This is a genomic window from Exiguobacterium sp. s142 (genome assembly GCF_018618455.1).
Classification (GTDB): Bacteria; Bacillota; Bacilli; order Exiguobacteriales; family Exiguobacteriaceae; genus Exiguobacterium; species Exiguobacterium aurantiacum_A.
Window position 1 is genome coordinate 1 of record NZ_JACSMB010000011.1, and the last position, 23,015, is coordinate 23,015.

The 23,015-nt window shown below is 52.3% G+C and carries 20 protein-coding genes and 1 pseudogene; 8 read left to right on the plus strand and 13 right to left on the minus strand.

Annotation, left to right across the window (positions count from 1 at the left end; genetic code table 11):
• The 12 genes and pseudogenes from KNP77_RS10500 to KNP77_RS10555 form a co-directional block, all read right to left on the minus strand.
• Positions 1 to 65: helix-turn-helix domain-containing protein (locus KNP77_RS10500; protein ID WP_131509090.1), on the minus strand; the 65-nt coding region annotated here is incomplete at its 3' end.
• A gap of 203 nt (positions 66 to 268) precedes the next feature.
• Positions 269 to 538 (minus strand): annotated as a pseudogene (locus KNP77_RS10505) (5'-methylthioadenosine/S-adenosylhomocysteine nucleosidase family protein); the annotation flags it as partial.
• Between the two features lie 74 nt (positions 539 to 612).
• Positions 613 to 1,461: a YitT family protein gene (locus KNP77_RS10510; protein ID WP_070327823.1), complete on the minus strand. Its 849-nt coding sequence runs from the start codon at positions 1,459 to 1,461 to the stop codon at positions 613 to 615.
• Positions 1,462 to 1,606: 145 nt separating this feature from the next.
• Positions 1,607 to 3,904 (minus strand): glycoside hydrolase family 65 protein, encoded by a 2,298-nt coding sequence (locus KNP77_RS10515; protein ID WP_070327824.1) that lies wholly within the window; start codon positions 3,902 to 3,904, stop codon positions 1,607 to 1,609.
• A gap of 225 nt (positions 3,905 to 4,129) precedes the next feature.
• Entirely contained in the window at positions 4,130 to 4,537 is a 408-nt protein-coding gene (locus KNP77_RS10520) for a general stress protein (protein WP_233589621.1), read from the minus strand.
• Complete coding sequence (locus KNP77_RS10525; protein WP_161567331.1) at positions 4,537 to 5,346, minus strand: YsnF/AvaK domain-containing protein; 810 nt, start codon at positions 5,344 to 5,346, stop codon at positions 4,537 to 4,539. Before KNP77_RS10525 ends, KNP77_RS10520 begins: the two co-directional genes overlap by 1 nt.
• 89 nt (positions 5,347 to 5,435) lie before the next feature.
• On the minus strand, positions 5,436 to 6,413 hold the full coding sequence (locus tag KNP77_RS10530) for a YsnF/AvaK domain-containing protein (protein WP_214890658.1): 978 nt from the start codon (positions 6,411 to 6,413) through the stop codon (positions 5,436 to 5,438).
• Positions 6,414 to 6,648: 235 nt separating this feature from the next.
• Positions 6,649 to 7,692: a LacI family DNA-binding transcriptional regulator gene (locus KNP77_RS10535; protein WP_070327828.1), complete on the minus strand. Its 1,044-nt coding sequence runs from the start codon at positions 7,690 to 7,692 to the stop codon at positions 6,649 to 6,651.
• Between the two features lie 49 nt (positions 7,693 to 7,741).
• On the minus strand, positions 7,742 to 9,253 hold the full coding sequence (locus tag KNP77_RS10540) for an alpha-amylase family glycosyl hydrolase (protein WP_214890661.1): 1,512 nt from the start codon (positions 9,251 to 9,253) through the stop codon (positions 7,742 to 7,744).
• A gap of 23 nt (positions 9,254 to 9,276) precedes the next feature.
• A complete protein-coding gene (locus KNP77_RS10545) occupies positions 9,277 to 10,110 on the minus strand; it encodes a sugar ABC transporter permease (protein WP_070327830.1) in 834 nt (277 codons plus the stop codon).
• A gap of 1 nt (position 10,111) precedes the next feature.
• A complete protein-coding gene (locus tag KNP77_RS10550; protein ID WP_071399255.1) occupies positions 10,112 to 11,464 on the minus strand; it encodes a carbohydrate ABC transporter permease in 1,353 nt (450 codons plus the stop codon).
• A 105-nt stretch (positions 11,465 to 11,569) separates the two neighbouring features.
• Positions 11,570 to 12,835: an extracellular solute-binding protein gene (locus KNP77_RS10555; protein WP_214890663.1), complete on the minus strand. Its 1,266-nt coding sequence runs from the start codon at positions 12,833 to 12,835 to the stop codon at positions 11,570 to 11,572.
• Between the two features lie 373 nt (positions 12,836 to 13,208).
• Here KNP77_RS10555 and KNP77_RS10560 point away from each other — a divergent pair, with 373 nt between their 5' ends.
• On the plus strand, positions 13,209 to 14,993 hold the full coding sequence (locus KNP77_RS10560) for a glycoside hydrolase family 13 protein (RefSeq protein WP_214890666.1): 1,785 nt from the start codon (positions 13,209 to 13,211) through the stop codon (positions 14,991 to 14,993).
• Positions 14,994 to 15,151: 158 nt separating this feature from the next.
• A complete protein-coding gene (locus KNP77_RS10565) occupies positions 15,152 to 16,510 on the plus strand; it encodes an MATE family efflux transporter (RefSeq protein WP_214890669.1) in 1,359 nt (452 codons plus the stop codon).
• 35 nt (positions 16,511 to 16,545) lie between these two features.
• On the opposite strand, the gene KNP77_RS10570 is transcribed toward KNP77_RS10565, so the two are convergent.
• Positions 16,546 to 17,283 carry an enoyl-CoA hydratase/isomerase family protein gene (locus KNP77_RS10570; RefSeq protein ID WP_214890686.1) on the minus strand — a complete coding sequence of 246 codons (738 nt, stop codon included), beginning with the start codon at positions 17,281 to 17,283 and terminating at the stop codon, positions 16,546 to 16,548.
• A 156-nt stretch (positions 17,284 to 17,439) separates the two neighbouring features.
• Between KNP77_RS10570 and ybaK the strand changes: the two genes are divergently transcribed.
• From ybaK to KNP77_RS10600, 6 genes are all read left to right on the plus strand, one after another.
• Entirely contained in the window at positions 17,440 to 17,904 is a 465-nt protein-coding gene (ybaK, locus tag KNP77_RS10575; RefSeq protein ID WP_214890689.1) for a Cys-tRNA(Pro) deacylase, read from the plus strand.
• 19 nt (positions 17,905 to 17,923) lie between these two features.
• Positions 17,924 to 18,622, plus strand: coding sequence for a CDP-diacylglycerol--serine O-phosphatidyltransferase (pssA, locus tag KNP77_RS10580; protein ID WP_016508135.1), 699 nt, complete (start codon positions 17,924 to 17,926; stop codon positions 18,620 to 18,622).
• Between the two features lie 90 nt (positions 18,623 to 18,712).
• Positions 18,713 to 19,462 (plus strand): carotenoid biosynthesis protein, encoded by a 750-nt coding sequence (locus KNP77_RS10585; RefSeq protein WP_131466129.1) that lies wholly within the window; start codon positions 18,713 to 18,715, stop codon positions 19,460 to 19,462.
• Positions 19,428 to 20,126: a lysophospholipid acyltransferase family protein gene (locus KNP77_RS10590; RefSeq protein WP_214890692.1), complete on the plus strand. Its 699-nt coding sequence runs from the start codon at positions 19,428 to 19,430 to the stop codon at positions 20,124 to 20,126. Before KNP77_RS10585 ends, KNP77_RS10590 begins: the two co-directional genes overlap by 35 nt.
• On the plus strand, positions 20,123 to 21,190 hold the full coding sequence (locus KNP77_RS10595) for a glycosyltransferase family 2 protein (RefSeq protein WP_214890695.1): 1,068 nt from the start codon (positions 20,123 to 20,125) through the stop codon (positions 21,188 to 21,190). Before KNP77_RS10590 ends, KNP77_RS10595 begins: the two co-directional genes overlap by 4 nt.
• A 24-nt stretch (positions 21,191 to 21,214) precedes the next feature.
• Complete coding sequence (locus KNP77_RS10600; protein WP_131459106.1) at positions 21,215 to 22,681, plus strand: phytoene desaturase family protein; 1,467 nt, start codon at positions 21,215 to 21,217, stop codon at positions 22,679 to 22,681.
• Positions 22,682 to 23,015 lie beyond the last annotated feature (334 nt).

The window sequence follows — 23,015 nt, forward strand, 5'->3', positions numbered from 1 at the left end:
GTCCTGACGAGGAACTCGGCCTGTGCCGCCGTCGGGTGGAGCCTGTATTTGTAGCCCTTCAGCATGTCTCCGCCTCCTCTCGGCCGATGGTCGTGATGAACGTCTTCCTCATCCGATACCCGCGGCGGGGGAAGGGAAATCTGACGGAATCACGAACTTTTGTTCGTTATATTTGTCACAGGGACATTCGAAGGGTTCGCAAGCAGGCGATTCATCTCCCACGCCGGGCCGCCCTGAGACGCTTGGAGGTGGGCGAATTCTCGCTTAATTATGTTAAATATTCGTCAAAAATCTTGACCATGACTTTCGGTGTGTTTGCTAAATACACATTGATTTGTTCAGCATTCGAAGCAACTGGATCATAATGTCCCTCATCTGTCGGAAAGTCAGAGATTCCTTTGATAATGATACATTCGACGTCATTTTTCTTGCAGATATATGCGATTGCACCCGCTTCCGTATCCGCAATGGTGATTTCATGCTCCTTAAGCTCTACATAGTCCTTCCACATCACGACTGCTCGATCAGCGGTGGCGATAATAATCATCTCCGTAATCTAGTTTGTTGCTCCCTTATATAATAAACCCCGCTGAGTGCTCAGCGGGGTTTTGTTTAGCGTCGGAACGCACCTTCAACGTCTTCAGTCGGAACGACGTTAATAAAGACGTGTGAATCGGCATCTTTGCAGATACGTGTGATCTCACGCACTTCGTGGCGTTGAGCGACCATCATGAGTGTCGCTTTCTCGACTTTCGAGTACGTACCGATCGCCGGCATGAGTGTGATGCCGCGGAACACGTGTTGGTGCAACTCTTGCGTCACTTCGTCCGGATGATTCGTGACGATGAAGAGCGTCTGCCGCTGCGTATTCGTGTAAATCTCATCGATGACTTTCGACGTCACGTACAAGAAGACGATCGTATACAGCGCCGTCGGCCATCCGAACAAAGCACCGGCCCCAAGCGCGATCATCATGTTCATGAGGAACAAGTAGACGCCGACCGAGTTGTTCGTGAACTTCGCTAGGATGAGGGCGACGATATCAAACCCTCCGGTCGAGGCACCGAACCGAATCGTGATGCCTGACCCGATGGCGAGCAATACCCCGCCGAATACGGCGTTCAACAGCGGATCGTCCGAGAGGAGAGGTGTTTGCGGAAGCACGCGAATGAACAAGGTGACCGAGGCGACGCTGATCAACGTATGGATCATCATGTTCTTTCCGAGCATAAAATAACTGACGATCAAGAGCGGTACGTTCAAGATGAAGAACCAAATGCCTTCACCGAGCTCAAACGGCGTACCGGCAAATAAGGTCGTGAAAATTTGGGCCAAGCCCGTAAACCCAGTCGAGTAAACCCCCGCCGGGATTAAGAATAATGTCATGGATAATGCAACGAACACTCCCCCGATGATCGAAACGATCCCGATGCGCGCGTGTTCTTTAACGGATTCCGTCAAGTTCTGTCTCCCCTTTCAAAATTAGCTAAGCATCAAGATAACATACATTCAAAGCCATGCCTACAACAAAAATACTGCGATGTGCCCACCTGTATCACAAAAAAACAAGCCGGCCGAAGCCGACTTGTTGACCTGATACGTTTGGTCACGCTTTCACTGTCTCGATTGTCACTGAATCATTCGCTGGAACCGTTACCGCGTTTCCGTACACACGAATCGTAACGTCCGTTCCATTTGTCTGTTTGATCGTCACTTGTTCACGCGTCGATGTGACCGTCAAGTGATGGCCGCGCCAGAGCACGTTGAACGAGTAACCGTCCCAATCTTTCGGGATCATCGGGCTGAACGTGAGTTCGGTCTCGAGGGCGCGCATTCCTGCGAAGCCGTGGACGATTGCCATCCACGAACCGACCATCGATGTGATGTGAAGACCGTCTTCTGTATCGTTGTTGTAGTTATCAAGGTCGAGTCGGGCTGAGCGTTGGTACAGCTCGACCGCTTTGTCTTCATAACCGACTTCAGCTGCCACGATCGAGTAGACACAAGGCGACAAGCTCGACTCATGCACCGTGCGCGGCTCATAGAAGTCGAAGTTCGCACGTTTTTGCTCGAGCGTGAAGCGGTCGCTGAACGTGTACAGGCCTTGGAGCACGTCCGCCTGCTTGATAAAGTTCGAGCGGAGGATGCGGTCCCACGACCAATTTTGGTTAAGTGGCAAGTGTTTCGGATCGAGGTCTTTCACTAAGATCTGTTCTTTATCCATGAACCCGTCTTGCTGCATGAACACGTCCGGGACGAGGTCGTCTTTCGGATAGTACATCTTCGTTTGGATATCGGCCCACTTCGCGAGTTCCGCATCCGTCAAGTTGAGCGTTGCTGTCAACTCGTCGAGTCGTGCCGGTTCTGCTTCTTTCAAGTAGTTGTACACTTCTTGCGTGTACTCGAGCGTCCAAGCGGCGATCAAGTTCGTGTACCAGTTGTTGTTGACGTTGTTGTCGTATTCGTTCGGACCTGTGACGCCTAGGATCATGTACACGTCTTTGTGTGGTACAAAGTTGACGCGGCTAGCCCAGTAACGCGAGATCTCGACCAATACTTCAAGTCCGTATTGACCTAGGTACGACTTGTCGCCCGTGAAGTTCGTGTAGTTAAAGATCGCATGGGCGATCGCACCGTTACGGTGAATCTCTTCATGGGTGATCTCCCACTCGTTGTGGCACTCTTCCCCGTTCATCGTCACCATCGGATACAAGGCGCCCTTCATCCCGACGTTTTTGACCGAGTTCTCTTTCGCTTGCGGCAATTGATTATGACGATATTTGAGCAAGTTCCACGACACTTCCGGCTTCGTCGTCGCCAAGTAGAAGTGGAGGCAATACGCTTCCGTGTCCCAATACGTGGCGCCACCGTACTTCTCGCCCGTGAACCCTTTCGGTCCGATGTTGAGACGTGAGTCTTCACCCGTATACGTTTGATACATGTTGAAGATGTTGAAACGGATGCCTTGTTGCGCTTCCGCGTCGCCGTCGATGCGGACGTCCGCGTTTTCCCAACGGGCGAGCCAAGCTTCCGTCTGTTCCGCCAAGAGCGTCTCGAACCCTTTCTCGAACGCGGCTTCGACGCGCTGCATGCCGACTCCTTGCAAATTGTCAATTTCATGGTCGCGGTTCGTGACGACCGAGACGTACTTGTACGCCGTTGCCGTCTCACCCGCTGCCGCTTTGACCGTGAAACGGTTAGCGACGTAGAGGTCGGTCGCATCGAGCACTTCACAGCGTGCGTCTTCGACGTCGGCGATCATCGACGCCGTGACGTGCCAATCAAGTTTCTTCGTTTTTGTCGTGACGAAACCGAACCGTTCTTCGACGCCGTGTTCGACCGGCAACCAGAATTTCTCATCGTAGTTCGAGTCTTCGTTGACGACGTCCCCGTCTAGATAAGGAGTGAATTCGATTTCCGCTTCATAGTTCACAGGCGTGACGTTGTAGCGAATCGCCAAAATCTCTTTGTCGACGATCGAGAAGAAGCGGACGACTTCGACGTTCGTCTCCTCGGATCCGTTCACGAGCGTGAACGTCCGCGTGAGGACACCGCGCTGCATATCGAGTTCGCGTGTGAAGCCTTTGACTTCCCACTTCGCCAAGTCGACAGGCGTCCCGTTGATAGCGACACGCAGGCCGGCCACGTTCGTCGCGTTCAATACTTTGGCGAAGTATTCCGGATATCCGTTCTTCCACCAACCGACACGCGTCTTGTCGGGATAGTAGACGCCCGCCACGTAAAATCCTTGGTGCGTATCGTTTGAATAATCTTCTTCAAAGTTCCCGCGCATCCCCATGTGCCCGTTACCGAGCGAGGTGATCGATTCTGCGAGACGGTTCTCGTTCGAGTGAAGCCCTTCTTCCGTTACTTTCCATTCGTCGACTGCAAACAATCGTTTCATCTGTCTGCCACTCCTTTTTCTCTACAAGGCTACTTGTCAGTAGACAACCGAATCGTGCAACCGCTTGTCTATGAAAGCGCTGTATTTTTAATCTCACCTCTCATTTTACACGACTACACCGAGAATGCAATCGTTTGCATAAAAGTTTTTCATTCTTTTTTTTGTCACTTTTGGAACGAAAAAAAACCTACTCTGGCTCAATGAGCCAAAGTAGGTATGTCTATATCACACGTCTGAATCGCGACCGAAGGCGGCGTTCGCTTCATGACCTTCAAAGGCCGGGTTGTCGCCATCGTTGAATCCGGTATCGGGCTCATCGAGAATGAGGGCATACCCACCGTCCATAATGTCCCCGTACGCTTTGTTAACGTCGTCATCAGCCAAACCGAGATCGAGGAGCGCCCGTTTCACTTCCTGCTCTCCTTCGGCGACGCCCGCGAATTTCTGCATCCAAGAAGCGCTCGCTTCCTCGACTTTCGCGTCAGTGTTCCGTTTGACGAGCGACACGTTATCCTCGTCTCTCGCGACGACGTAAAGGTCTTTCTCGTCGTACCCGTCTTGGCTCAGTTGATCAATTTTTGAGACGAGTGCCGCCTCGTCTTTGTACGTATCAACAAATCGTTTGTTACTCATCATTTATCATCCTTTCTAGATGTTGGATTGTCCTCGATCGTGATCTTGCCTTGTCCCACTTGCCTAATATCGATCTCTTCTTTACGGAGCGTCTCGGTGACCGTCTTCGTATCTTCATCCACTTGCTTGCGGACGATGATCTCTTCGACGACGACCGGACGCTTGACGATGAAGGCGCGCTCTTCGATGACTTGGATACGTAATTGGTCCCCTTCGTCAATCGTCCGGATGCCGGGTTTGTCAAAGTCGTAGTCTTCAATCACATCTTCAGAACCAGCATGGCGCTCTACATGTAAGTGTTCCCTCCGAACCGGTACTTCAATCGTCTGTTCGGTCTCGGTTACATGCTTGTCGATGACGAGTTCACCTGTCTGCACCGTTTCTTTTTCAACCGCGAGTCGCTCCTCGTGCAGTTCAAGCGTCTGTTCTTCGTGCTCCTTAGAAGAGGCGCGCGGCGATCGTTTAATGTCCGCCATCTCCTCGTTTTGATCCGCATCGACATAAAGGAACAACCGCCCTCGCTCGACTTCACCCACGAATCGTTCTCGCTGCTCGCGCGTCAACCGCATACTGCCGAGCCAGCGCTCGATTGGGCGTTCGCTTGACGTGACGAGAGACGCCACCGTATCCGGCTCATCCGCGACGAGTACGTATAGTTTTGAATGGCGTCGGATGGCGTCAGCCGTTTCAGTCCGTTTGACGAAGACGAACATGTCTTCTTCTTTATATCCTTCTTGCTTCAAATCGACCGTCCGCTTGAGCAACACCTCGGGCTGGTCAAATACTTCAGAGATGATGGCATGTTTCATAACATTCGTTCCTCCTGTAAGATGAATTGGCGAAAAAAAGGATGGTCCCTCAGAGAGAGCCATCCTTGTCGAGGTGCTTGGTCATCTAATTAGATCCGGTCGCGCTCATCACGGCGCTTATGGTCAGCGTCATGTTTCTGATGGCTGTTTTCGCCTTCGATATGGGCTTCTTCTTTACGAAGCGTCTCGCGTACCGTCTCTGTATCTTTCACTTTGTCTGTGCCGACGATAATTTCTTCGGCCACGACGTCTTTCTTCGTTACATCGACGCGCTCTTCTGTGACTGGCACACGAATCTCGTCGCGATCTGTCGTCGCATCGAACGAATGGCCCGTCGCTTCACGGTCCCCGTCGACTTGACGTCGTTCGACGTGTACTTCGTCACGCTCGACTTCGACGTCGACCCGCTCTTCATGCTCGACGACTTCTTTTTCGACTCGGACTTCACCTGTCTGAACGCGTTCTTTATTGATTTGGAGGCGCTCTTCGTGAAGCTCAAGCTTTTGCTCGTCCGTCAAGTCGGTACGGTTACGAATGTCCTCGTCCATGTCATGGTGACGCGTCGAATCATGATTCGTTCCCGTGGCGTCAAGCCCAGTGCCAGCTGCGCCGACACCCGTTCCTGCCGCTGTTAGCGGGTCACGTGCCGTCATGTTTCCAGCCTCGTTCCCTTCAGAACCATAGCCCGCTGACGTGCGACCGCCTTCGAACGTGTCGTTGCGACCGTTGTCCAAGACGCCGTCGTCTGTATCTAATAACAAGACGAAGCCGCCTTTTTCGATATCTTGATGGTGGCGTGCCGTCTCCTCTTCTGAGAAGCCGAGTTTATCAAACGTGTGGCGCACTTCATCGCCGCCGTCTGCGACTCCGAAGAAGCGATCGAGCCACGATGCTTTCGTTTCTTTTACTTCTGCATCCGTTTCGCCGCGAACCATCGAAAGGTTCGATTTATCTTTTACAACAACGTACAGGTCGTCCTCGCTGTGTCCCGCCGCGCGAAGTTCATCAATTTTCGAAACAAGCTCTGATTCTTGATAGTAAGTCCCTACGTAACGTTTGTTATCCATGATTGTATCTCCCTTTCAAATTCTATATTTTTTTGGTTATTGGCCGGGCTGCTCTATTGTGATTTGCTATTCTGCCGGTAGTATAAGTGTTCCCTCGCGCTTTGTTTTCAACCGCTTCTCGCACAACTGTAATCTGTTTGTAACGCCAGGACTTTTGTCGGATTGAACGTTCTTCCTTTATATGCATCAGAATCCGCACAAAAAAACCTTCCGCACGAAAACGGAAGGTTTCAACTCATTCAGCCGCATGACTATTCTTTTTTTGACCACACGACTGGCGGACGACTAAATAGTGCGGGACGATGACACGTTTCCCGTACGGTGGTGCACTATCGCCGATTTGTTCGATCAGGCAGTTCGTCGCCTCGAAACCGAGACCGAAGATGTTGATCTCGACTGACGTGAGCGGCGGATTCGAATGTTCGGCGATATAGACGTTATTGAAACTGACGACAGCGACGTCTTCAGGGATTTTTAGACCCATCTCACTGAGCGTGCTGATGACACCGAGCGCCATCATATCATCACTGACGACGACAGCCGTCGGTGGCTCATCGACGTGAAGCAACTCCCGGACCGCTTTAGCGCCGCCTTTCGTCATGAACTCGGCACGAGCGATGTAGTCTTCCCGTACCGGGATCCCGGCTTCCATAAGCGCCGTCGCGTACCCGTTGCGACGGTCTTGAGTGACGGCCAATTTATCCGATCCGCCAATGAAGGCGATGCGGCGGTGACCGAGGTTGTACAAGTGCTTCGTCACTTCACGGCCAGCCAAGTAGTTGTCCGTATCGACGTACGTGATCGACGAGGCGTCCCCGAACGGCTTCCCGACGACGACGAACGGGAACTTCGTCTGGCGCAAATATTGGACGACTTTATCGTCTTCGCGTGAATACAGGACGATGACACCGTCGACCCGGCGACCTTGAACCATCTCGATGACACCCGACAGCACTTCTTCTTCGGTCACACCGGTCGTCATGTACAACGAATAACCGTTTTGATGGGCTTTCGTACTGATTCCGCGCAACACTTCCGGGAAGAACGGATTTTGGAGTATTTTCGTCGCCGCGCTCGGCATGACAAGACCAATCGATTGTGTCGAGCGGTTGGCGAGACTTCTTGCATGGATGTTCGGATGGTACCCGAGTTCTTCCATCGAACTACGAACACGTTCTTTCGTTTTCTGGCTAATTCGCGGACTGTTGGCGATGACGCGTGACACTGTCGACGGTGCGACGTTGGCGTGTTTGGCGACATCTTTGATCGTGATTTGCATGGTGCTCCCCCTTGCTTCCGTTAATTCATTGTTCCCTGCGACAGGGTATTCAGCTCACGCTCTTGCGGCGCTTCCACATGACCAGACCCGTCAAGAACAGCGGAATCGCGACGACGAGCAGACCAATCGTCCACATGTTCACTTCCGATTCTTCGACGACATAGGCGTTGGCGCTTTCGCCAGCGAGCTTGATAGTGAACGTGCCACGTTTTTCCGTGACAAGTTGTGAGAACAAGAGACCGCGGAGCCGTTGATCTTCACCGACTTCGCTTACCTCGAATTCAATCTCTGTATCCTCATCGTTCATATTGATGGCGTACAAGGCGACCTCATCGCCGTCGCGACGCTCGAACACGGCCATGCCGTCTTTCGAGGCAATCATTCGTTGCTCTCCAGTGGCGAAGACGGGATAGTCTTCCCGCATCCGGTTCATCGTCGCGACGTATTCGTGTAACTCTTCATTCCCTGGGAAATCCGTCATCACCCGGTTGGCCGGATCGGCCCCACCGGTTTGCGCGTTTTCTGTCCCTTGGAATAAAATCGGCATACCAGGCGACGCATAGAGCGTGAACAGCGCTAGGCGAAGTCGCCGTTCTGCCGACTCGGCTCCACCAAGTCCAGCGACGTGCATGAACCGCTCGACATCATGGTTGTCCAGGAACGTCGCCATTTGGTTCGGATCGTTGAAAAACGTCTCGGCGTAGCTTGCCGCCACGTCGATCTCGTCGACGTTGGCGTTCTTTTGCGTCATCGTCTTCGAGACGCGATCATAGAACGTAAAGTTTGTGACGCTGTTAAATCCTAAATTGTCGTACTCGGCGACGTATTGTGGATTCGGGTCGAACACTTCGGCCAACAAGTAAAAGTCAGGATCGACCGCCCGCACCGCTTCGACAAAATCTTTCCAAAACGGTTTGTCGACGTGGCGGACCGTATCGAGTCGATAGCCATCGATGCCGGTCTCTTCAATCCAATAAGTAGCGGCGTCGATCAAATAGTCTTTCACTTCCGGGTCTTCCGTTTTAAAGTCCGGCAAGTCGAACAACCAGTGCGTCTCGACCTGCTCTTGGTCTTGCCAAAGCACGATCGGCAACTCGTCATGGAACCAGTCCGGTCGTTCCTCGACCCACGGATGTTTCGGACCGACATGGTTGACGACGAAGTCAAGAATGACTTTCATATCGCGCTTATGCGCCTCATCGACGAGTTCTTGCAAATCTTCTTTCGTCCCAAACTGGGGATCGATGTCATAAAAATCTTTGATCCAGTAGCCGTGGTAACCGTTCGGCATGTTCTGAAACACCGGCGTCAACCAAATCGACGTAAATCCGAGCGATTCGATGTAGTCGAGCTTCTCGATCACACCTTGAATGTCGCCTCCGTGAAACGCTTTTGGATCATCCTTGTCGACTTGGTCGTTGTTGTCAGGATTCCCGTCAACGAACCGGTCGACCATAATAAAGTACATGCGTTCTTGTTCCCATGTTGCTGCTTCTTTCGCTCCGACGATTGTAGGAAACAAAAGAAGCGACAGGAGAACGAGCACGACGCCTCGCCTCATATCGCTTCCCCCTTTTTTGAGTATTAACCTTTCGTACCACCCGCAGTGAGACCGGAGACGAAGTAACGTTGGAATATGAAGAACAAGAGGACGATCGGGAGGGCCGAAAGGACGGCTCCTGCCGCGAACAACGTAAAGTTGTTGTCGAATTGTCGCGAGATCATATTGTAAAGTCCAACCGCTAGCGTCTGCTTCTCAGGTGTACGCAGGACGAGCGATGCCAAGATAAAGTCGTTGAACGGGCCCATAAAGTTGAACAAGGCGATCGTTGCGACAATTGGCTTCGCGAGCGGCAAAATGATTTGCCAGAAAATACGAAGGTGACCGGCACCATCCATCCGAGCAGCCTCATCGAGCTCTTTCGGAATCGTATCGAAGTAACCTTTCGCCAGGTACGTGTTCATCGGAATCGCCCCACCGGCGTACAGCAAGATCAGCGCTGTATGCGTATCAAGAAGGCCGAGCATGTTGAGTAACACAAAAATCGCGATGATGGCAACGAATTGCGGGACCATCTGCAAGACAAGGAACAAGATGAGCGAGTTCTTCCGTCCGACGAAACGGTAACGCGAGAACACATAACCAGTAATCGTAACTAAAATTACAGCGAGCGCCATCGTGATGAAAGCGATCTTCAACGTATTCACATACCATAAACTATAATCCGAAATTGTTAGATCAAACAAGTTTTTGTAGTGAATGAGCGTCGGGTTTGATGGGATGATCGTCGATGTGATCGTACGACCCGGGTTAAATGACGTTCCCATTACCCACAGCATCGGATAGAGAATAATGATCGACGCAAGCGTCAAGATGACATAAGAGAACGCCAAATTGATTCGTTTTTGTTTTTTCATATCAGACCATATCCTCGTCTTTGAAAGATTTTGTCCGACGGAACTGGATGACGGCTAGTGTCATGATGAAGAATGACAAGATGAGCGTGATCGCAGCCGCAAGTCCGTATTGCGGGTTAGCCCCGAGCGACAATTTGTAAATCCATGAAATCAAGATGTCGGTACCACCGGCAGTTTGTCCTGGGACAGCCGGCCCACCACCGTTGAAGAGATAGATGATGTTAAAGTTGTTAAAGTTGAACGTGAACTGCGTGATGAGAATCGGTGCTGTTGCGAACAAGAGCATCGGCAACGTGATTAAACGGAACTTATCAAAGATGTTCGCGCCGTCAATCGTCGCAGCTTCATACAAGTCACCCGGGATCGACTGCAAGACACCGGTCATGAGCGTCATGATGAACGGGAAACCGAGCCACCATTGAATCAAGATGAGCGCACTACGTGTCGCTGTCGGGTCGGTCATCCAGCTAATCGGATCGAGACCGAAGGCCGGCAGGATTGTCGTATTGAACACACCGAACGACTCGTTGAACATCGAGCGGAAAATCAAGATCGTGATGAACGCTGGTACGGCCCATGACAAGATCAAGATTGAACGGAACAAGCGACGGAACCGAAGTCCTTCTTGGTTCAACAGAACGGCAAGGAAAATCCCGATCGCGATGACACCGACCGTTGAAGCGACCGTCCAGACGAGCGTCCAACCGAGAACGCCGACGAACGTGTCGCGCCAAATGTCGATTTCAAAGATGCGCGTAAAGTTTTCGAACCCGATCCACTCGACGAGTTTTGCCGGTGGCGCGTTGTTGTAACGATAGTTCGTGAACGCGATCAAGAACGTAAAGATCAGCGGCAACACGACTGTGAAGACGAGCAAGATGAGCGACGGGATCAACATCAAGTATGGGAATCCATGATCGCGCAAGTTGCGAAGTTGCACTTGGAACGTTGGCACGTTTAGGTGCTGATCACGAATGCGACCGACTCGGTAAGCGTCACGAATGTTCCAAATGTAGAACGCGATACCGAAGAACAGTAAGATTATTGCGACAATACCTTCTACCATCAAGAAGATGGAGTGGTCGTTACGAGGTCCTGCTACTTCGCCAAGCGTGATCAATCCCCAAAGGCCACCACGGTCACCAGGTCCGGCGCCCGCCCCTTTGAAAAACAGATCGTAGTTTACTGCAAAATAAGACATGATGACGATAAAGAACGCGATCGCCTTCGCACGTTGGTTGTTATAGAACTGCCCCGCTCCCGGAATGATCGAGAGTAATGCGGCGTTCCGAGCATGATTGGTCGGTTTGTCCGGTCGTTGTTCCGGTGTTTTTGGGTTCGGAATTGAAGCCATCCTCAATTTCTCCTTTCAATTTGAGCAAATCAATCGAGCAAGCGTTTGCTCAATTTCAGAAAATGAGGGGGAACGCCATTTGGCGTACCCCGTCATTTCACATCCTTATTGGTTGTTTGCTTGGATTTGTTGCTCGATGACTTTAACAGCATCGTCAGCTGATTTTTGTGCATCTTGCTTGCCAGTCGCTACGAGCTGAAGCGCTTGTGCCATTGGCTCCCAAACTTGTCCCATTTCAGGAATGTTAGGCATTGGGATTGCATTTGTCGCTTGATCGAATACCGCTTTCGCAACTTCGTTCGCCGTGATTGTCTCATTCGACTCGAGTGCTGCTACCGGTGGGATCTCGTTGTATGCTTCAAACATTTTCAATGCGTTCTCTTCGTTTGTAAGTTCTGCGAGGAACATTTCAGCCCACTCTTGGTTCTCAGTGTAAGCAGAGAGTGCATATGTTTTCACACCCATGAACGTCTTGATTGGCTCACCGTTCGGAAGTGTCGGCATCGCCGCCGCTCCGAGGTTGATGCCAGCATCTTCGTAACCAGCAACAGCCCAAGGTCCGTTCATAACTGTGTGTGCTTTCTTCTCAGTGAAGAGTTGGTCCATCGCTTGGCCGCCAGGCTCGCCGATCAATCCTTTAGGGAAGAGGCCTTCTTGGTACCATTTGCCGATGTAGTCGAATCCTTCGACTGCGCCTTCGTTGTTCAAGCCGATGTCGGTTGGGTCGAGCGCGCCGCCGTCTTCTTTGAAGACGTAACCGCCGAAACCTGCAATTACACCGTGAGCGAAGTAGAAGTTATCCCAAAGACCGAGGAAACCGTACTCGCCTTTGTCTTTAAGATCTGTAGACAACTTGTAAAGGTCGTCCATTGAAGCAGGAGCTTCTGAAACCAAATCCTTGTTGTACATGAGGACTGGTGTTTCAACTGATTTAGGATAGCCGTAAGCTTGTCCGTCGAACATGACAGCCGATTTCGAAGCATCTGTGAACGCTTCGAGCGCGCCTTCGTCAGCGAGCGGTGCCAAGTGACCTTGGTCAGCGATCGTGCCGATTTGGTCATGCGGGACGAGAACGATATCTGGACCTTTATCAGCTGGGCCGTCAAGCGCCAACTTGTCTTTTTGGTCCGTCATTTGAACTTCGACGACTTCTACTGCGACGCCGTGTTCTTCTTCAAACGCTTTCGCAACTTCTTTAGTCGTTTCCGACTTTTCAATATCTTCCCAAATTACGATTTTTTCTGGCTTGTTCTCGCTAGTAGAACCGCCTTCGTTAGTAGAACCGTTATCCGTACCGCCACCACATGCAGCAAGTGCACCGAATGCTAATACTGCCGTTGAAAGTCCTGCTACCATTTTTTTCATCTTCATGATGAAAAACCTCCCCAAGGAAATTAGTATGGTCAGATTTGCGCACACGTACTGAACGACTGATTTTAATCAACTCCGCTACGAAATCAGCCGTTCAGTGAAAACGTTTGCATCCTCACCTCAATTTTTATTATACAGTTGTGTAAGCGTTTTACAAGACTTTTTTTTTCGATTTTTTCTCGTAGGTATCCCATTTATCTCTTTTTCAACTTTTATGTGTTCAATTGTTCAATAATTGTCGTGAACAGTGATTGACAAAATGTAAACGCTTTATTACCCTTTGCTTGAGCAAACGTTTTCGCAACTGTCATTTCTTTTCGGAATAGACAGTGTAAAATGGTTACAACTCCAATCGAGAAAGGAACGATTTCACTTGATCAAAGAAGCTATTTATCATCGCGCCATGTCCCCTTTCGTTTATAAGTACGACCGGGAAACGATTCATATTCGGTTTCATACGAAAAGAAATGATATCCAATCTGTTGACTTAATTTGGAACGACCCATACGACTGGCATTCAGAAGACCCGGCGATGTGGAACTTTGACCCGGACAAGCCGAGCTACTGGCGCACGTTCGAGACACCAATGGAACAAATCGGCCACGACGACCAGTACGACTACTGGTTCATCGCGATCAAGCCGCCGTTCCGTCGCCTCCGTTACGGGTTCCGGCTCCATGACGGCAACGAGACGGCCGTCTATACGGAAAAAGGCTGGTTCGAAGATAAACCGCTCGACGATACGGGTTATTACTTCTGTGTCCCGTTCATCAACCCGATCGACATTTTCCACGCCCCGTCATGGGTCAAGGACACGGTCTGGTATCAAATCTTCCCTGACCGGTTCGCGAACGGAGACGCGTCACTCAATCCTGAAGGGACGCTCGCCTGGAACAGCACTGAGCCAACGATCACAAACTTCTTCGGTGGCGACTTCCAAGGCATCATCGATCATATGGACCACATCGTCGAACTCGGGATCACCGGCATTTACTTCTGCCCGATCTTCAAAGCGACGACGAACCATAAATACGACACGCTCGATTATATGGAAATCGACCCGCAGTTCGGGACGAAAGAGCAGTTCAAACAATTGGTCGACTTGCTTCATGAGAACGGGATCAAAGTCATGCTCGATGCGGTGTTCAATCACGTCGGCTACAACCATCCTTGGTTCTTAGACGTCGTCGAGAACGGGCCTCATTCCGAGTATCGCGACTGGTTCTATCTCCGCGACTTCCCGATCGAGACGGCACCGAAGCCGAACTACGATACGTTCGCTTTCGAGAAGAACATGCCGAAGATCAACACCGAACACCCGGCGTTGAAAGCTTATCTATTAGATGTGGCCCGTTATTGGGTCGAAGAGTTCGGCATCGATGGTTGGCGCTTAGACGTCGCGAACGAGGTCGACCACGCGTTCTGGCGTGACTTCCGTCGCACTGTAAAAGAAGCGAACCCCGAAGCGTACATCCTCGGTGAGATTTGGCACGATGCCCAACCGTGGCTTCAAGGCGACCAGTTCGATGCGGTCATGAACTATCCGTTCACGAACGCGAGCTTAAACTACTTCGCGCTCGATCGGACGACGGCGTCACAGTTCCGGGACGAGTTGACGCGTGTCGAGATGATGAACACGATGAACGTGAACGAAGTGACGTTCAACTTGATCGACTCTCATGACACCCCCCGGGCCCTCACTCGGGCAAAAGGGCATAAAGGGAAGTTCAAACTCCTCATGACTTCGATGCTCACGTATACGGGTAGCCCATGTATTTACTATGGTGATGAGATCGGGCTCGAAGGCGAGCAAGATCCGGGCTGCCGTCGCTGCATGCCGTGGGACGAGGCCGAGGAAGACCGTGACTTGTTCCGCTTCGTCCAGAAGTTGATCCAGCTCCGCAAAGATCATCCGGTGCTCGCGAACGGCGGATCGTACCGGTTCAACCTCGTCGATGATGAAGACAACGCCCTCATCGTCGAACGGAGCTCGAAAGACGAGACGTATTTGATTTACTTCAATAACTCAGATACGGTGTCTACGCTCAACCCGCTCTGGCATACAGGTGGTGCCCACGATTTACTGAACGACCGGGACGTAGACTCGCTCGAACTTGAACTCGCACCGTATAGCGTTTCCATTTTGAAACTGAAATGACGACGTTTGACCACCCATTTGCTTGGGTGGTTATTTTTGTTGGAAATAATTTAGTGAACCCCCTTTCTTTTTCATTTCAAAAGGAGTAACATGACCATTGTAATTTTTAAAAGATAAATATTTCATATAAAGAATTTTTAAACAAAAGGGGAACATTTATGCCAACCAAAGACACCGAACAGCTCAGTCTATTTAAAATCTCGTGGCCGATCTTCATCGAGCTCGCGCTCCACATGGGGACCGGGATCATCGCCACGCTCATGCTCGCCCAGTATTCCGATGCCGCCGCTTCGGCGGTCGGCGTCGCCAACCAATTGTTGAACGTCTTCTTGATCGTCTTTAGCGTCACCTCGGTCGGTGCGACGATCTTGATCGGCCAGGCAATCGGTGCCGGTCGGATGAAGAAGAGCCGGGACTTTGCCCGCTCTGCCGTCAGCTTGAACATGTGGCTCGGCGTCGTCATGGTCGTCGTCGTCTTCTTGTTCGGCGAGACGTTCCTTCGCTTGTTCGGTCTGTCGGATGAGCTGTTCGACTACGGCTTGTTGTTCTTGCAGATCGTCGGCTTATCGCTCTTCACCGAAGCGCTCATCATGGCGCTCAGCGCGGTGTTACGCAGCCACGGCATGACGAAACACGCCATGCTCGCGACGCTTTTGATCGATGTCATCACGGCAGTAGGCGCCATGCTCGCCGTGACAGGCTGGTTCGGTCTCCCGGTGACGGGTGTCGCCGGTGTCGCCTGGGCCATCGTCATCGCTCGTTTGTCGGCCATGGTGCTGTTGTTTTGGATCGTCAAACGCCGCCTCATGATGAGGTTCCCGCTCAAAGAGTTGATCCGTCCAAAACGCGATGATATTCAAGCACTCTTACAAATCGGTGTTCCTTCGGCAGGAGAGAACTTGTCGTACCAGTTTTCACAAATTGTCATCACCGGCTTCATCGCGACGATGGGTGACGCCTCGCTCGCCGCTCGCGTTTACGTAATGAACTTATCGATGCTCGCATTTTTGTTCACGGTCGCCATCGCCCAAGGGACACAGCTATTGATTGCCCGCGACGTCGGCGGGAAGCGGTTCAAGGAGGCGTATACTCGGGCAGTCCGGACGTTGAAGATCGCCATGTTCTCTTCGCTCGTCGCCTCACTCGGCCTCGCCGTGTTCGGGAAATCCTTGCTCGGCTTGTTCACGTCGAACCCGGACATCATCGCCGTCGGTATCCCGATCCTATGGGCGACGCTCATTCTTGAGCCGGGTCGCGCCATGAACATCGTTCTGATGGGGTCACTCAAGTCGGTCGGAGACGTCCGCTTCCCGGTCATGATTGGGATCGCCTCGATGTGGGGCGTCGCCGTCGTCTTCAGTTACTTGTTCGGGATTCATTTCGGACTCGGTGTGCTCGGGATTTGGCTTGCGTTCTCGCTCGACGAGTGGTTCCGCGGCTTCTTCGCTTTCCGACGGTGGAAGTACGGCAAGTGGCAACAAAAAGGCTTCCAGTTCGAAGCCAAACCATCCTCTTGAACGAATAAGGGAAGCGGTCAACACGACCGCTTCCCTTATTTTTTACTTAAAAATGCTTGCATCGCCCGTTGATGAACCTCGGTCTTGCCGCATTCCCGTTGCCAGTGGATCTCTTGCGCGAGCCCGTCTTCAAACGATGACTCGCGAAGGAGTGCCTTCATCCCTTGTACGGCCGTCGGTGATTTTGCCGCGAGCGTCTCGGCGTAGGCCGTGAGACGGGCAAGATACGCCTCATCCTCGATGAGTTCAGTGACGAGACCGAACGCCTCAGCCCTTTCGGCGTCGATCGTGCTGCCGCTCCACATCCAATCGAGCGCGACGTCTTGGCGCATCAAACGACGCAAATGATATGGCCCACCGGCGTCGGCGACGAGGCCGATCTTGATGAACGCTGAGCTGAACTTCGTCGAACGGGCGACGAGGCGAACGTCGGCCGCAAGCGCCAGACTGAGTCCTGCCCCAGCGACGACACCGTGGATGCCGGCAATGATTGGCTTCTCGCAATCCGAGAGTGCCCGGACGAGCGGATGGTAGACGTCCTCTAAATACGTGCCATAATCGGCGTCACTCTCGATCGTCAAGTCTTGACCGGACGAGAAGGCGCGCCCTTCCCCGATCAGCACGATGACCCGGACCGATTCGTCGGCTTCAAGTTGTCCGAGCGCCTGTCTCGCTTCGCGTAACAACGTCTCGTTCAGCGCGTTCAATTTTTCCGGACGGTTCCATTTGAGCCAGCCTACCCCGTTGTGCCGTTCCACTTGAATTGTTTCCATGAAATAATCCCCCTTTAAAAAAAAAATGAATCACTGTTCATTTCTCTATCGGTCATTCTGTTTCCTTCCTGACACCAAAACTTTTCAAGTTCGATTGCCCGACGCTACCACTATTTGCTATTCTTAGAGGAGTCGTTCAACGAAAGGGTGGGACTGGTGCAACTGACGAATGCCGCAAGACAATTAAAACAACGGAACATCCCGTTCACTTATCATTCTTATGTAGTGGATGAGTCCGATGTCTCCGCAAAACATGTCTCCGCATCACTCGATAAGCCGCTCGACCAACTGTATAAGACGATTTGCCTCGAGAACGAGCAACGGAAGTACGCCTTCTTCCTCATCTCAGGAAATTTAGATATTGATTTAAAGGCAGCCGCTAAAGCGTGGGGGGCGAAGAAAGCGTCGCCCGTCCCGATGAAAGAGCTTGAAGCGCTGACCGGCTATATCCGCGGCGGCGTCTCGCCGATCGGAGCGAAAAAGCGCTTCCCTGTCTTCTTGCATGACAGCGCGAAACAAAAAGACAAGATCATCATCTCGGCTGGAAAACGTGGCTATCAAATCGAATTAACACCGGACGACTTGATCCGCTTCACGGACGGCCGCTGGTTCACTCAATGACAAAGATGGAGGCAATACTATGTGGAAAGAACGAATCCGATCGTGGGTTCCTAACTCATTTACATTCGGTAACTTATTTTGTGGCGTCCTCGCCATCGTCTACGCCGCGCGTGGCGATTTCTCGAATGCGACACTCCTGATCATCATCGCGATGATGCTCGACAGCCTCGACGGCCGTCTCGCCCGTATGCTCGGGGTAGACGGTGACTTCGGAAAAGAGCTTGATTCGCTCGCTGACGTCGTCACGTTCGGCGTCGCCCCGGCGCTGCTCGCTTACTATACGTTCTTTATCGATTACGGAAACTACGGGCTCTTCTTCGCCGCCCTATTCCCGCTCTTCGGCGCCTATCGCCTAGCCCGGTTCAACTTGTCGGCGACGAACGTCACGGCCAGCTATTTCTCAGGTGTCCCGATCACGGCAGCCGGTGGATTGCTCGCCGTCGTGACGACGTTTGGCGACCGCGTCAACGAACTGCTCACCCCGATCTTCTTTACCGGTCTCGCCTTGCTCATGGTGAGCCGGGTTCGTATTCCGAGTTTTAAAGACGTGCCGTTGCCGCGTCACTCGTTCATCATCACGTTCAGTCTCGTCTATTTGACGTATATGACGTTCGCCCGGTGGAAAGAATGGCCGACATTTTGGTTCATCGCCATCCCGTTCTACATCTTGTTCATCGCTTTCTCATTTGTGAAAAAACGGAAGCGCATGGCGAATTGATGAGTCCCTCTAGCAGGGGCTCTTTTTTTGTGCATGCATTCATTAGACGGATGTCAAAAACCTCTTTAGAATAGAAGGTGAGGTGATTTGATGAAAGTGTATCCATGGATTTGGAAATTATTTTTAGTCTGGTACGTCGTCGGCGTTGTTCTCGTCGGCTTTGATTTACTGCCGAGTTGGCTCGAATGGGCGAACCCGGTCTTCTTATGGCTCGCCGGCCTCATCGGAGGGTGGGTCATTGCCGACGGGGTCCGTCACGCACGTTTCATCGTGCCGTTCATCTTTTTCGGCTCGATCGCTGTCGAGACGCTCGGTGTCAAAACCGGGTTCCCTTTCAGCGAGTACATTTATGCCGAAGCGTTCGGTCCGACCGTGTTCGGCGTACCCGTCACGATTGGCGCGGCCTGGCTCGCCGTCATCGGCGCAAGTTTCGCTGTCGCCCGCCTGTTCGCGTTCAAGCGACGGACGCTCTGGCTCGTCCCATTTTTGGCGGTCTGGTTAGACATGGCGATCGATCCGGTCGCAGCCAACGTGAAAGGCTACTGGGAATGGGCCAATGATGGTCTCTATTATGACATCCCGACGCAAAACTTCGTCGGATGGTTCGGACTGTCGCTCATCTTCTCATGGTTACTCGACCGCTTCGAAGTCGAAGCGGAGCCGACTTTACTTATGCACGGACGCTACTTGTTCGTCATGCTCCACGCCTTGTTCGGCGTCACCGCGGTCAACGCCGGTCTTTACGGGATCGGTGTGCTAAGTATTGTAACGGCAAGCGTCATCTATTTGGAACGGAGGTTGCGTCATGATCGAAGCGAACAAAAAGAAATGGTTCAGTAACATCTTTTCAACGTTCGTCAAAGAACGCCAGATCCGACCGTTCTTTCACACGATCAACGTTCGGGCTGATGACGTTCCGACGCCGGGCCTCTTTTTAAGCACACACAGCTCTTGGTGGGACGGACTTATCTTGCTCATGTTGAACGAGTATTATTTACGGCACGACGTTCACGTCCTGATGGATGAGGACGGATTGCGACGCTTTCCGTTCTTCCGTCACTTAGGCGCCTTTTCCATCAAAAAAGGGAAGTTATCCGACGTTCGCGCTTCTCTCAACTATGCCAATCAGCTTTTGTCCGTCGGGAAATCGGTGTGGGTGTTCCCGCAAGGCCGCGAATACCCGCAAGAGCACCGGCCGCTTGAGATCGGGACGGGTGCGACGATGCTACTCGCAAAACCCGAGGTCCGGCTTTGTGCCATCTACTACGCGTTCGCGTCGCATGCGTCCCCGGTCGTCTACGTCCGGTTCCGGACCCATACCGTCGTCTCGACGACACGCCGGGAGCAAAAGCAAGAGCTCGCGAAAGCGCTCGAACGGCTCTATGACGACACGCGCTACGATGTGATCGCCCAGTCGGACCGGTACATGTCGTTGTTCCCGCCACGACGCGGGCTCGCCGACTGGACGGAGCACTTGCTCAACATCGGGAGGAGACAACGATGATCCTATTCGTGCTCACTGGACTCATGTTTCTCTTCACGCTGGTCAACTTGGCATTTCTTCGTCCGCTCACGGCCCCGATCCCGGTGCCGCCGACCGCGATTTGCATTCCGCTCCGCAACGAAGAGCGGAACGTCCCAAAATTGATCAACAGTTTAAAGCCGGCCCTCACCGCCGGCTGTCACGTCTACTTATATGAGGATCGCTCTGAGGACGGGACGTATGACGCGCTCGTGCGGGAAATCGCCTCGGACGACCGGTTCACGATCTTGCGCGGTGTGCCGCTCACCGACGGTTGGTCCGGAAAAGTACACGCCTGTCATCAATTGGCGACGCAGACCCGTGAGCCTTACTTATTGTTTCTCGATGCCGATGTGACCATCGATCCGAGCTTTGTCGGCCGCATGCACGGAACGCTCGTCCGGGAAGGCGCCGTCTTTTTATCCGGCTTCCCCCGCTTCCCGACGCCGACGTGGCTCGGTAAACTGCTCATTCCGATGCAACACGTCTTGATCGCCCAGCACTTGCCGCTGTTTTGGCGAAAAGTGAGACACCCCGCCTTCGCCGCCGCGAACGGGATGAACGTCTTGGTCGAACGGACTAGTTATGAGGAAGTCGGCGGTCACGCCTCGATCCACGACTCCCTGATTGATGATATCGATTTATGCCGCGAATTTAAGCGCCGTAAAAAAGTGACGTCGCTCGTCAACGTCTCGCCTTATATCACGTGCGATATGTATGCGACGAACGAGGAAGTCTGGAACGGGTTTTCAAAAAACGTATTCAAGGGAATGAATGAAGCAGTGGGCATCGCCCTTTATTTTTCCCTTTACTACGGCGTCCAGTTATCGGCGTTCCTCTTCCTGCTCATCCGACCAGACTGGATATCGCTCGGAGCGAGCCTGTTCGTCTTGTTCGCACGGCTAGCCATCGACTTGAAGTCGGGCGGACGCCATTTTTGGCTCCATCCGTTCAGTCTGGTTGCCTACCTCGTCCTACTCACGAACGCGGTCGTCCGAAAATGGAGACGAAAACCGATCACTTGGAAAGGCCGGATGTATCATTAGAAAATTGTTAGGAGGCGCATTGCAATGAAACAAATCGCTATTATCGGGGCCGGTCTCGGAGGTCTGAGCGCCGCCGTCACACTAGCGGCTCGCGGGTACGATGTGACCGTCATCGAAAAAAATGAACACGTCGGTGGTAAGCTCATGCCAATCATCACGGACGGTCATCGCTTCGACTTCGGGCCAAACACGATCACGATGCCGGACGTGTTCCGTTCCGTCATCCGGAACAGCGGGGCCAACCCAGAGGATTATTTCGAACTCGTCAAACTCGACTCGCATACGGTCAATCACTTCTCCGACGGGTCGACGTTCACGTTCCACTCCGAACGGGAACAAATGGAAGCTGAAGTCCGGCGCTTGACCGGTGACAAAGCCGACAAAAATCAATTGGCGGCGTACTTGGACGAGGCTGAAAAGCTATTTGAGATTGCCAACAATCGTTTCTTCACTCGAATGGACACAAAAATCGACACCGGTCTTTGGGCCGATATGATGAAGGTCCATCCGCTTAAGAGTTTGCACGCGCTCCATAAAAAATATTTTAAAGATCCGCGCATCATCCAAGCACTCGACCGTTACGCGACGTATATCGGCAGCAGCCCTTACGTCACACCCGGCACGTTCGCCTTGATCTCACATCTCGAGTTGAACGATGGCGTCTATTTTGCCAAAGGTGGGAACTGGACGATTGCCAAAGGTTTCGCCAAACGCGCGAGCGAGCTCGGTGTCGAGTTCCGACTCGGCCATGAAGTCACAAAGATTGAAGTCATGAACGGTAAAGCGCATGCTGTCGTCATCGACCATGAAGAAGTCATGTCTTGCGATGCCGTCCTTTTGAACGGGGAGCTGTTGACCCAATATCCTCGGCTCGTCGATGCGGTCCATCGTCCCTCGTTCCCTGTACCGACCCGGGATACGGTCGAGCCATCCGTCTCTGCTTTCGTCATGATGGTCGGACTGAACAAACGTCTAAATCTCGCCCATCATAACGTCTACTTCTCGGACGATTACGAGGCTGAGTTCCGTGCCTTGTTCGACGAAGAACGCTACGCCGACGAACCGACGATCTACATCTCGAACTCGGCCTACACCGACCCGTCCATGGGTGAGGCCGGGGACAATCTGTTCATCCTCGTCAACGCTCCGGCCCACTTGACCGACATCGATGCCGAGACGTATGAACATTTGATCCGCCGACGGCTGCGCACATTCGGCGTCGATTGGGACGACGCTGACGTCTTGTTCCACCGCCGCGTGACCCCGCTTGACTTGACGCGTGATTTTTATGCGTATTACGGCTCGTTGTACGGAACGTCAGCAAACTCGAAAAAAGGTGCGTTTTTCCGTCCGGCCTCGCGCTCGGAAGACGTCTCAAACATCTGGTTTGCGGGTGGATCGACCCACCCTGGAGGCGGCAGCCCAATGGTGACGCTTTCAGGACAGTTCGCTGCTCGTTCGATGTTGGAGGACATACCTCTGACAATTTGAACATTTTGTGAACAGAGGATTCGACACTTGTCGACAAGTCACAGACGTGATAACATCATATCGAGTTCAAGCAGTATTGTAACGTTTGTTACACCTGTAGCGATCGAATGGCTTCCCCGAGCCAATCGCGTTTTGAACTTGTCACACCCGAGAAAAAAGTGATGAGCGAGTTTCCCCACTCGTTTCCCGTTGCTGGAATAGCATGCATCTGATGTTCCCCCTTAGTCCATCAAGCATCCTACTTCAGCGAAGATGCCCCATCGTTTCATTCCCCATGAAACGAGGCACATCTTTAGGGTTCATCACGTCCGATTCGTTCGTTTCCCCGATGAAC

What these genes read in the sequence shown, in the direction of transcription:
- KNP77_RS10535 (WP_070327828.1), bottom strand. Translation starts at nt 7,692, where the DNA reads ATGCAAATCACGATCAAAGATGTCGCCAAACACGCCAACGTCGCACCG.
- KNP77_RS10595 (WP_214890695.1), top strand. Translation starts at nt 20,123, where the DNA reads ATGATCCTATTCGTGCTCACTGGACTCATGTTTCTCTTCACGCTGGTC.
- KNP77_RS10585 (WP_131466129.1), top strand. Translation starts at nt 18,713, where the DNA reads ATGAAAGTGTATCCATGGATTTGGAAATTATTTTTAGTCTGGTACGTC.
- KNP77_RS10540 (WP_214890661.1), bottom strand. Translation starts at nt 9,253, where the DNA reads ATGAGGCGAGGCGTCGTGCTCGTTCTCCTGTCGCTTCTTTTGTTTCCT.
- KNP77_RS10550 (WP_071399255.1), bottom strand. Translation starts at nt 11,464, where the DNA reads ATGGCTTCAATTCCGAACCCAAAAACACCGGAACAACGACCGGACAAA.
- KNP77_RS10545 (WP_070327830.1), bottom strand. Translation starts at nt 10,110, where the DNA reads ATGAAAAAACAAAAACGAATCAATTTGGCGTTCTCTTATGTCATCTTG.
- KNP77_RS10525 (WP_161567331.1), bottom strand. Translation starts at nt 5,346, where the DNA reads ATGAAACATGCCATCATCTCTGAAGTATTTGACCAGCCCGAGGTGTTG.
- KNP77_RS10570 (WP_214890686.1), bottom strand. Translation starts at nt 17,283, where the DNA reads ATGGAAACAATTCAAGTGGAACGGCACAACGGGGTAGGCTGGCTCAAA.
- pssA (WP_016508135.1), top strand. Translation starts at nt 17,924, where the DNA reads ATGTGGAAAGAACGAATCCGATCGTGGGTTCCTAACTCATTTACATTC.
- KNP77_RS10520 (WP_233589621.1), bottom strand. Translation starts at nt 4,537, where the DNA reads ATGAGTAACAAACGATTTGTTGATACGTACAAAGACGAGGCGGCACTC.
- KNP77_RS10600 (WP_131459106.1), top strand. Translation starts at nt 21,215, where the DNA reads ATGAAACAAATCGCTATTATCGGGGCCGGTCTCGGAGGTCTGAGCGCC.
- KNP77_RS10565 (WP_214890669.1), top strand. Translation starts at nt 15,152, where the DNA reads ATGCCAACCAAAGACACCGAACAGCTCAGTCTATTTAAAATCTCGTGG.
- KNP77_RS10555 (WP_214890663.1), bottom strand. Translation starts at nt 12,835, where the DNA reads ATGAAGATGAAAAAAATGGTAGCAGGACTTTCAACGGCAGTATTAGCA.
- KNP77_RS10530 (WP_214890658.1), bottom strand. Translation starts at nt 6,413, where the DNA reads ATGGATAACAAACGTTACGTAGGGACTTACTATCAAGAATCAGAGCTT.
- KNP77_RS10515 (WP_070327824.1), bottom strand. Translation starts at nt 3,904, where the DNA reads ATGAAACGATTGTTTGCAGTCGACGAATGGAAAGTAACGGAAGAAGGG.
- KNP77_RS10590 (WP_214890692.1), top strand. Translation starts at nt 19,428, where the DNA reads ATGATCGAAGCGAACAAAAAGAAATGGTTCAGTAACATCTTTTCAACG.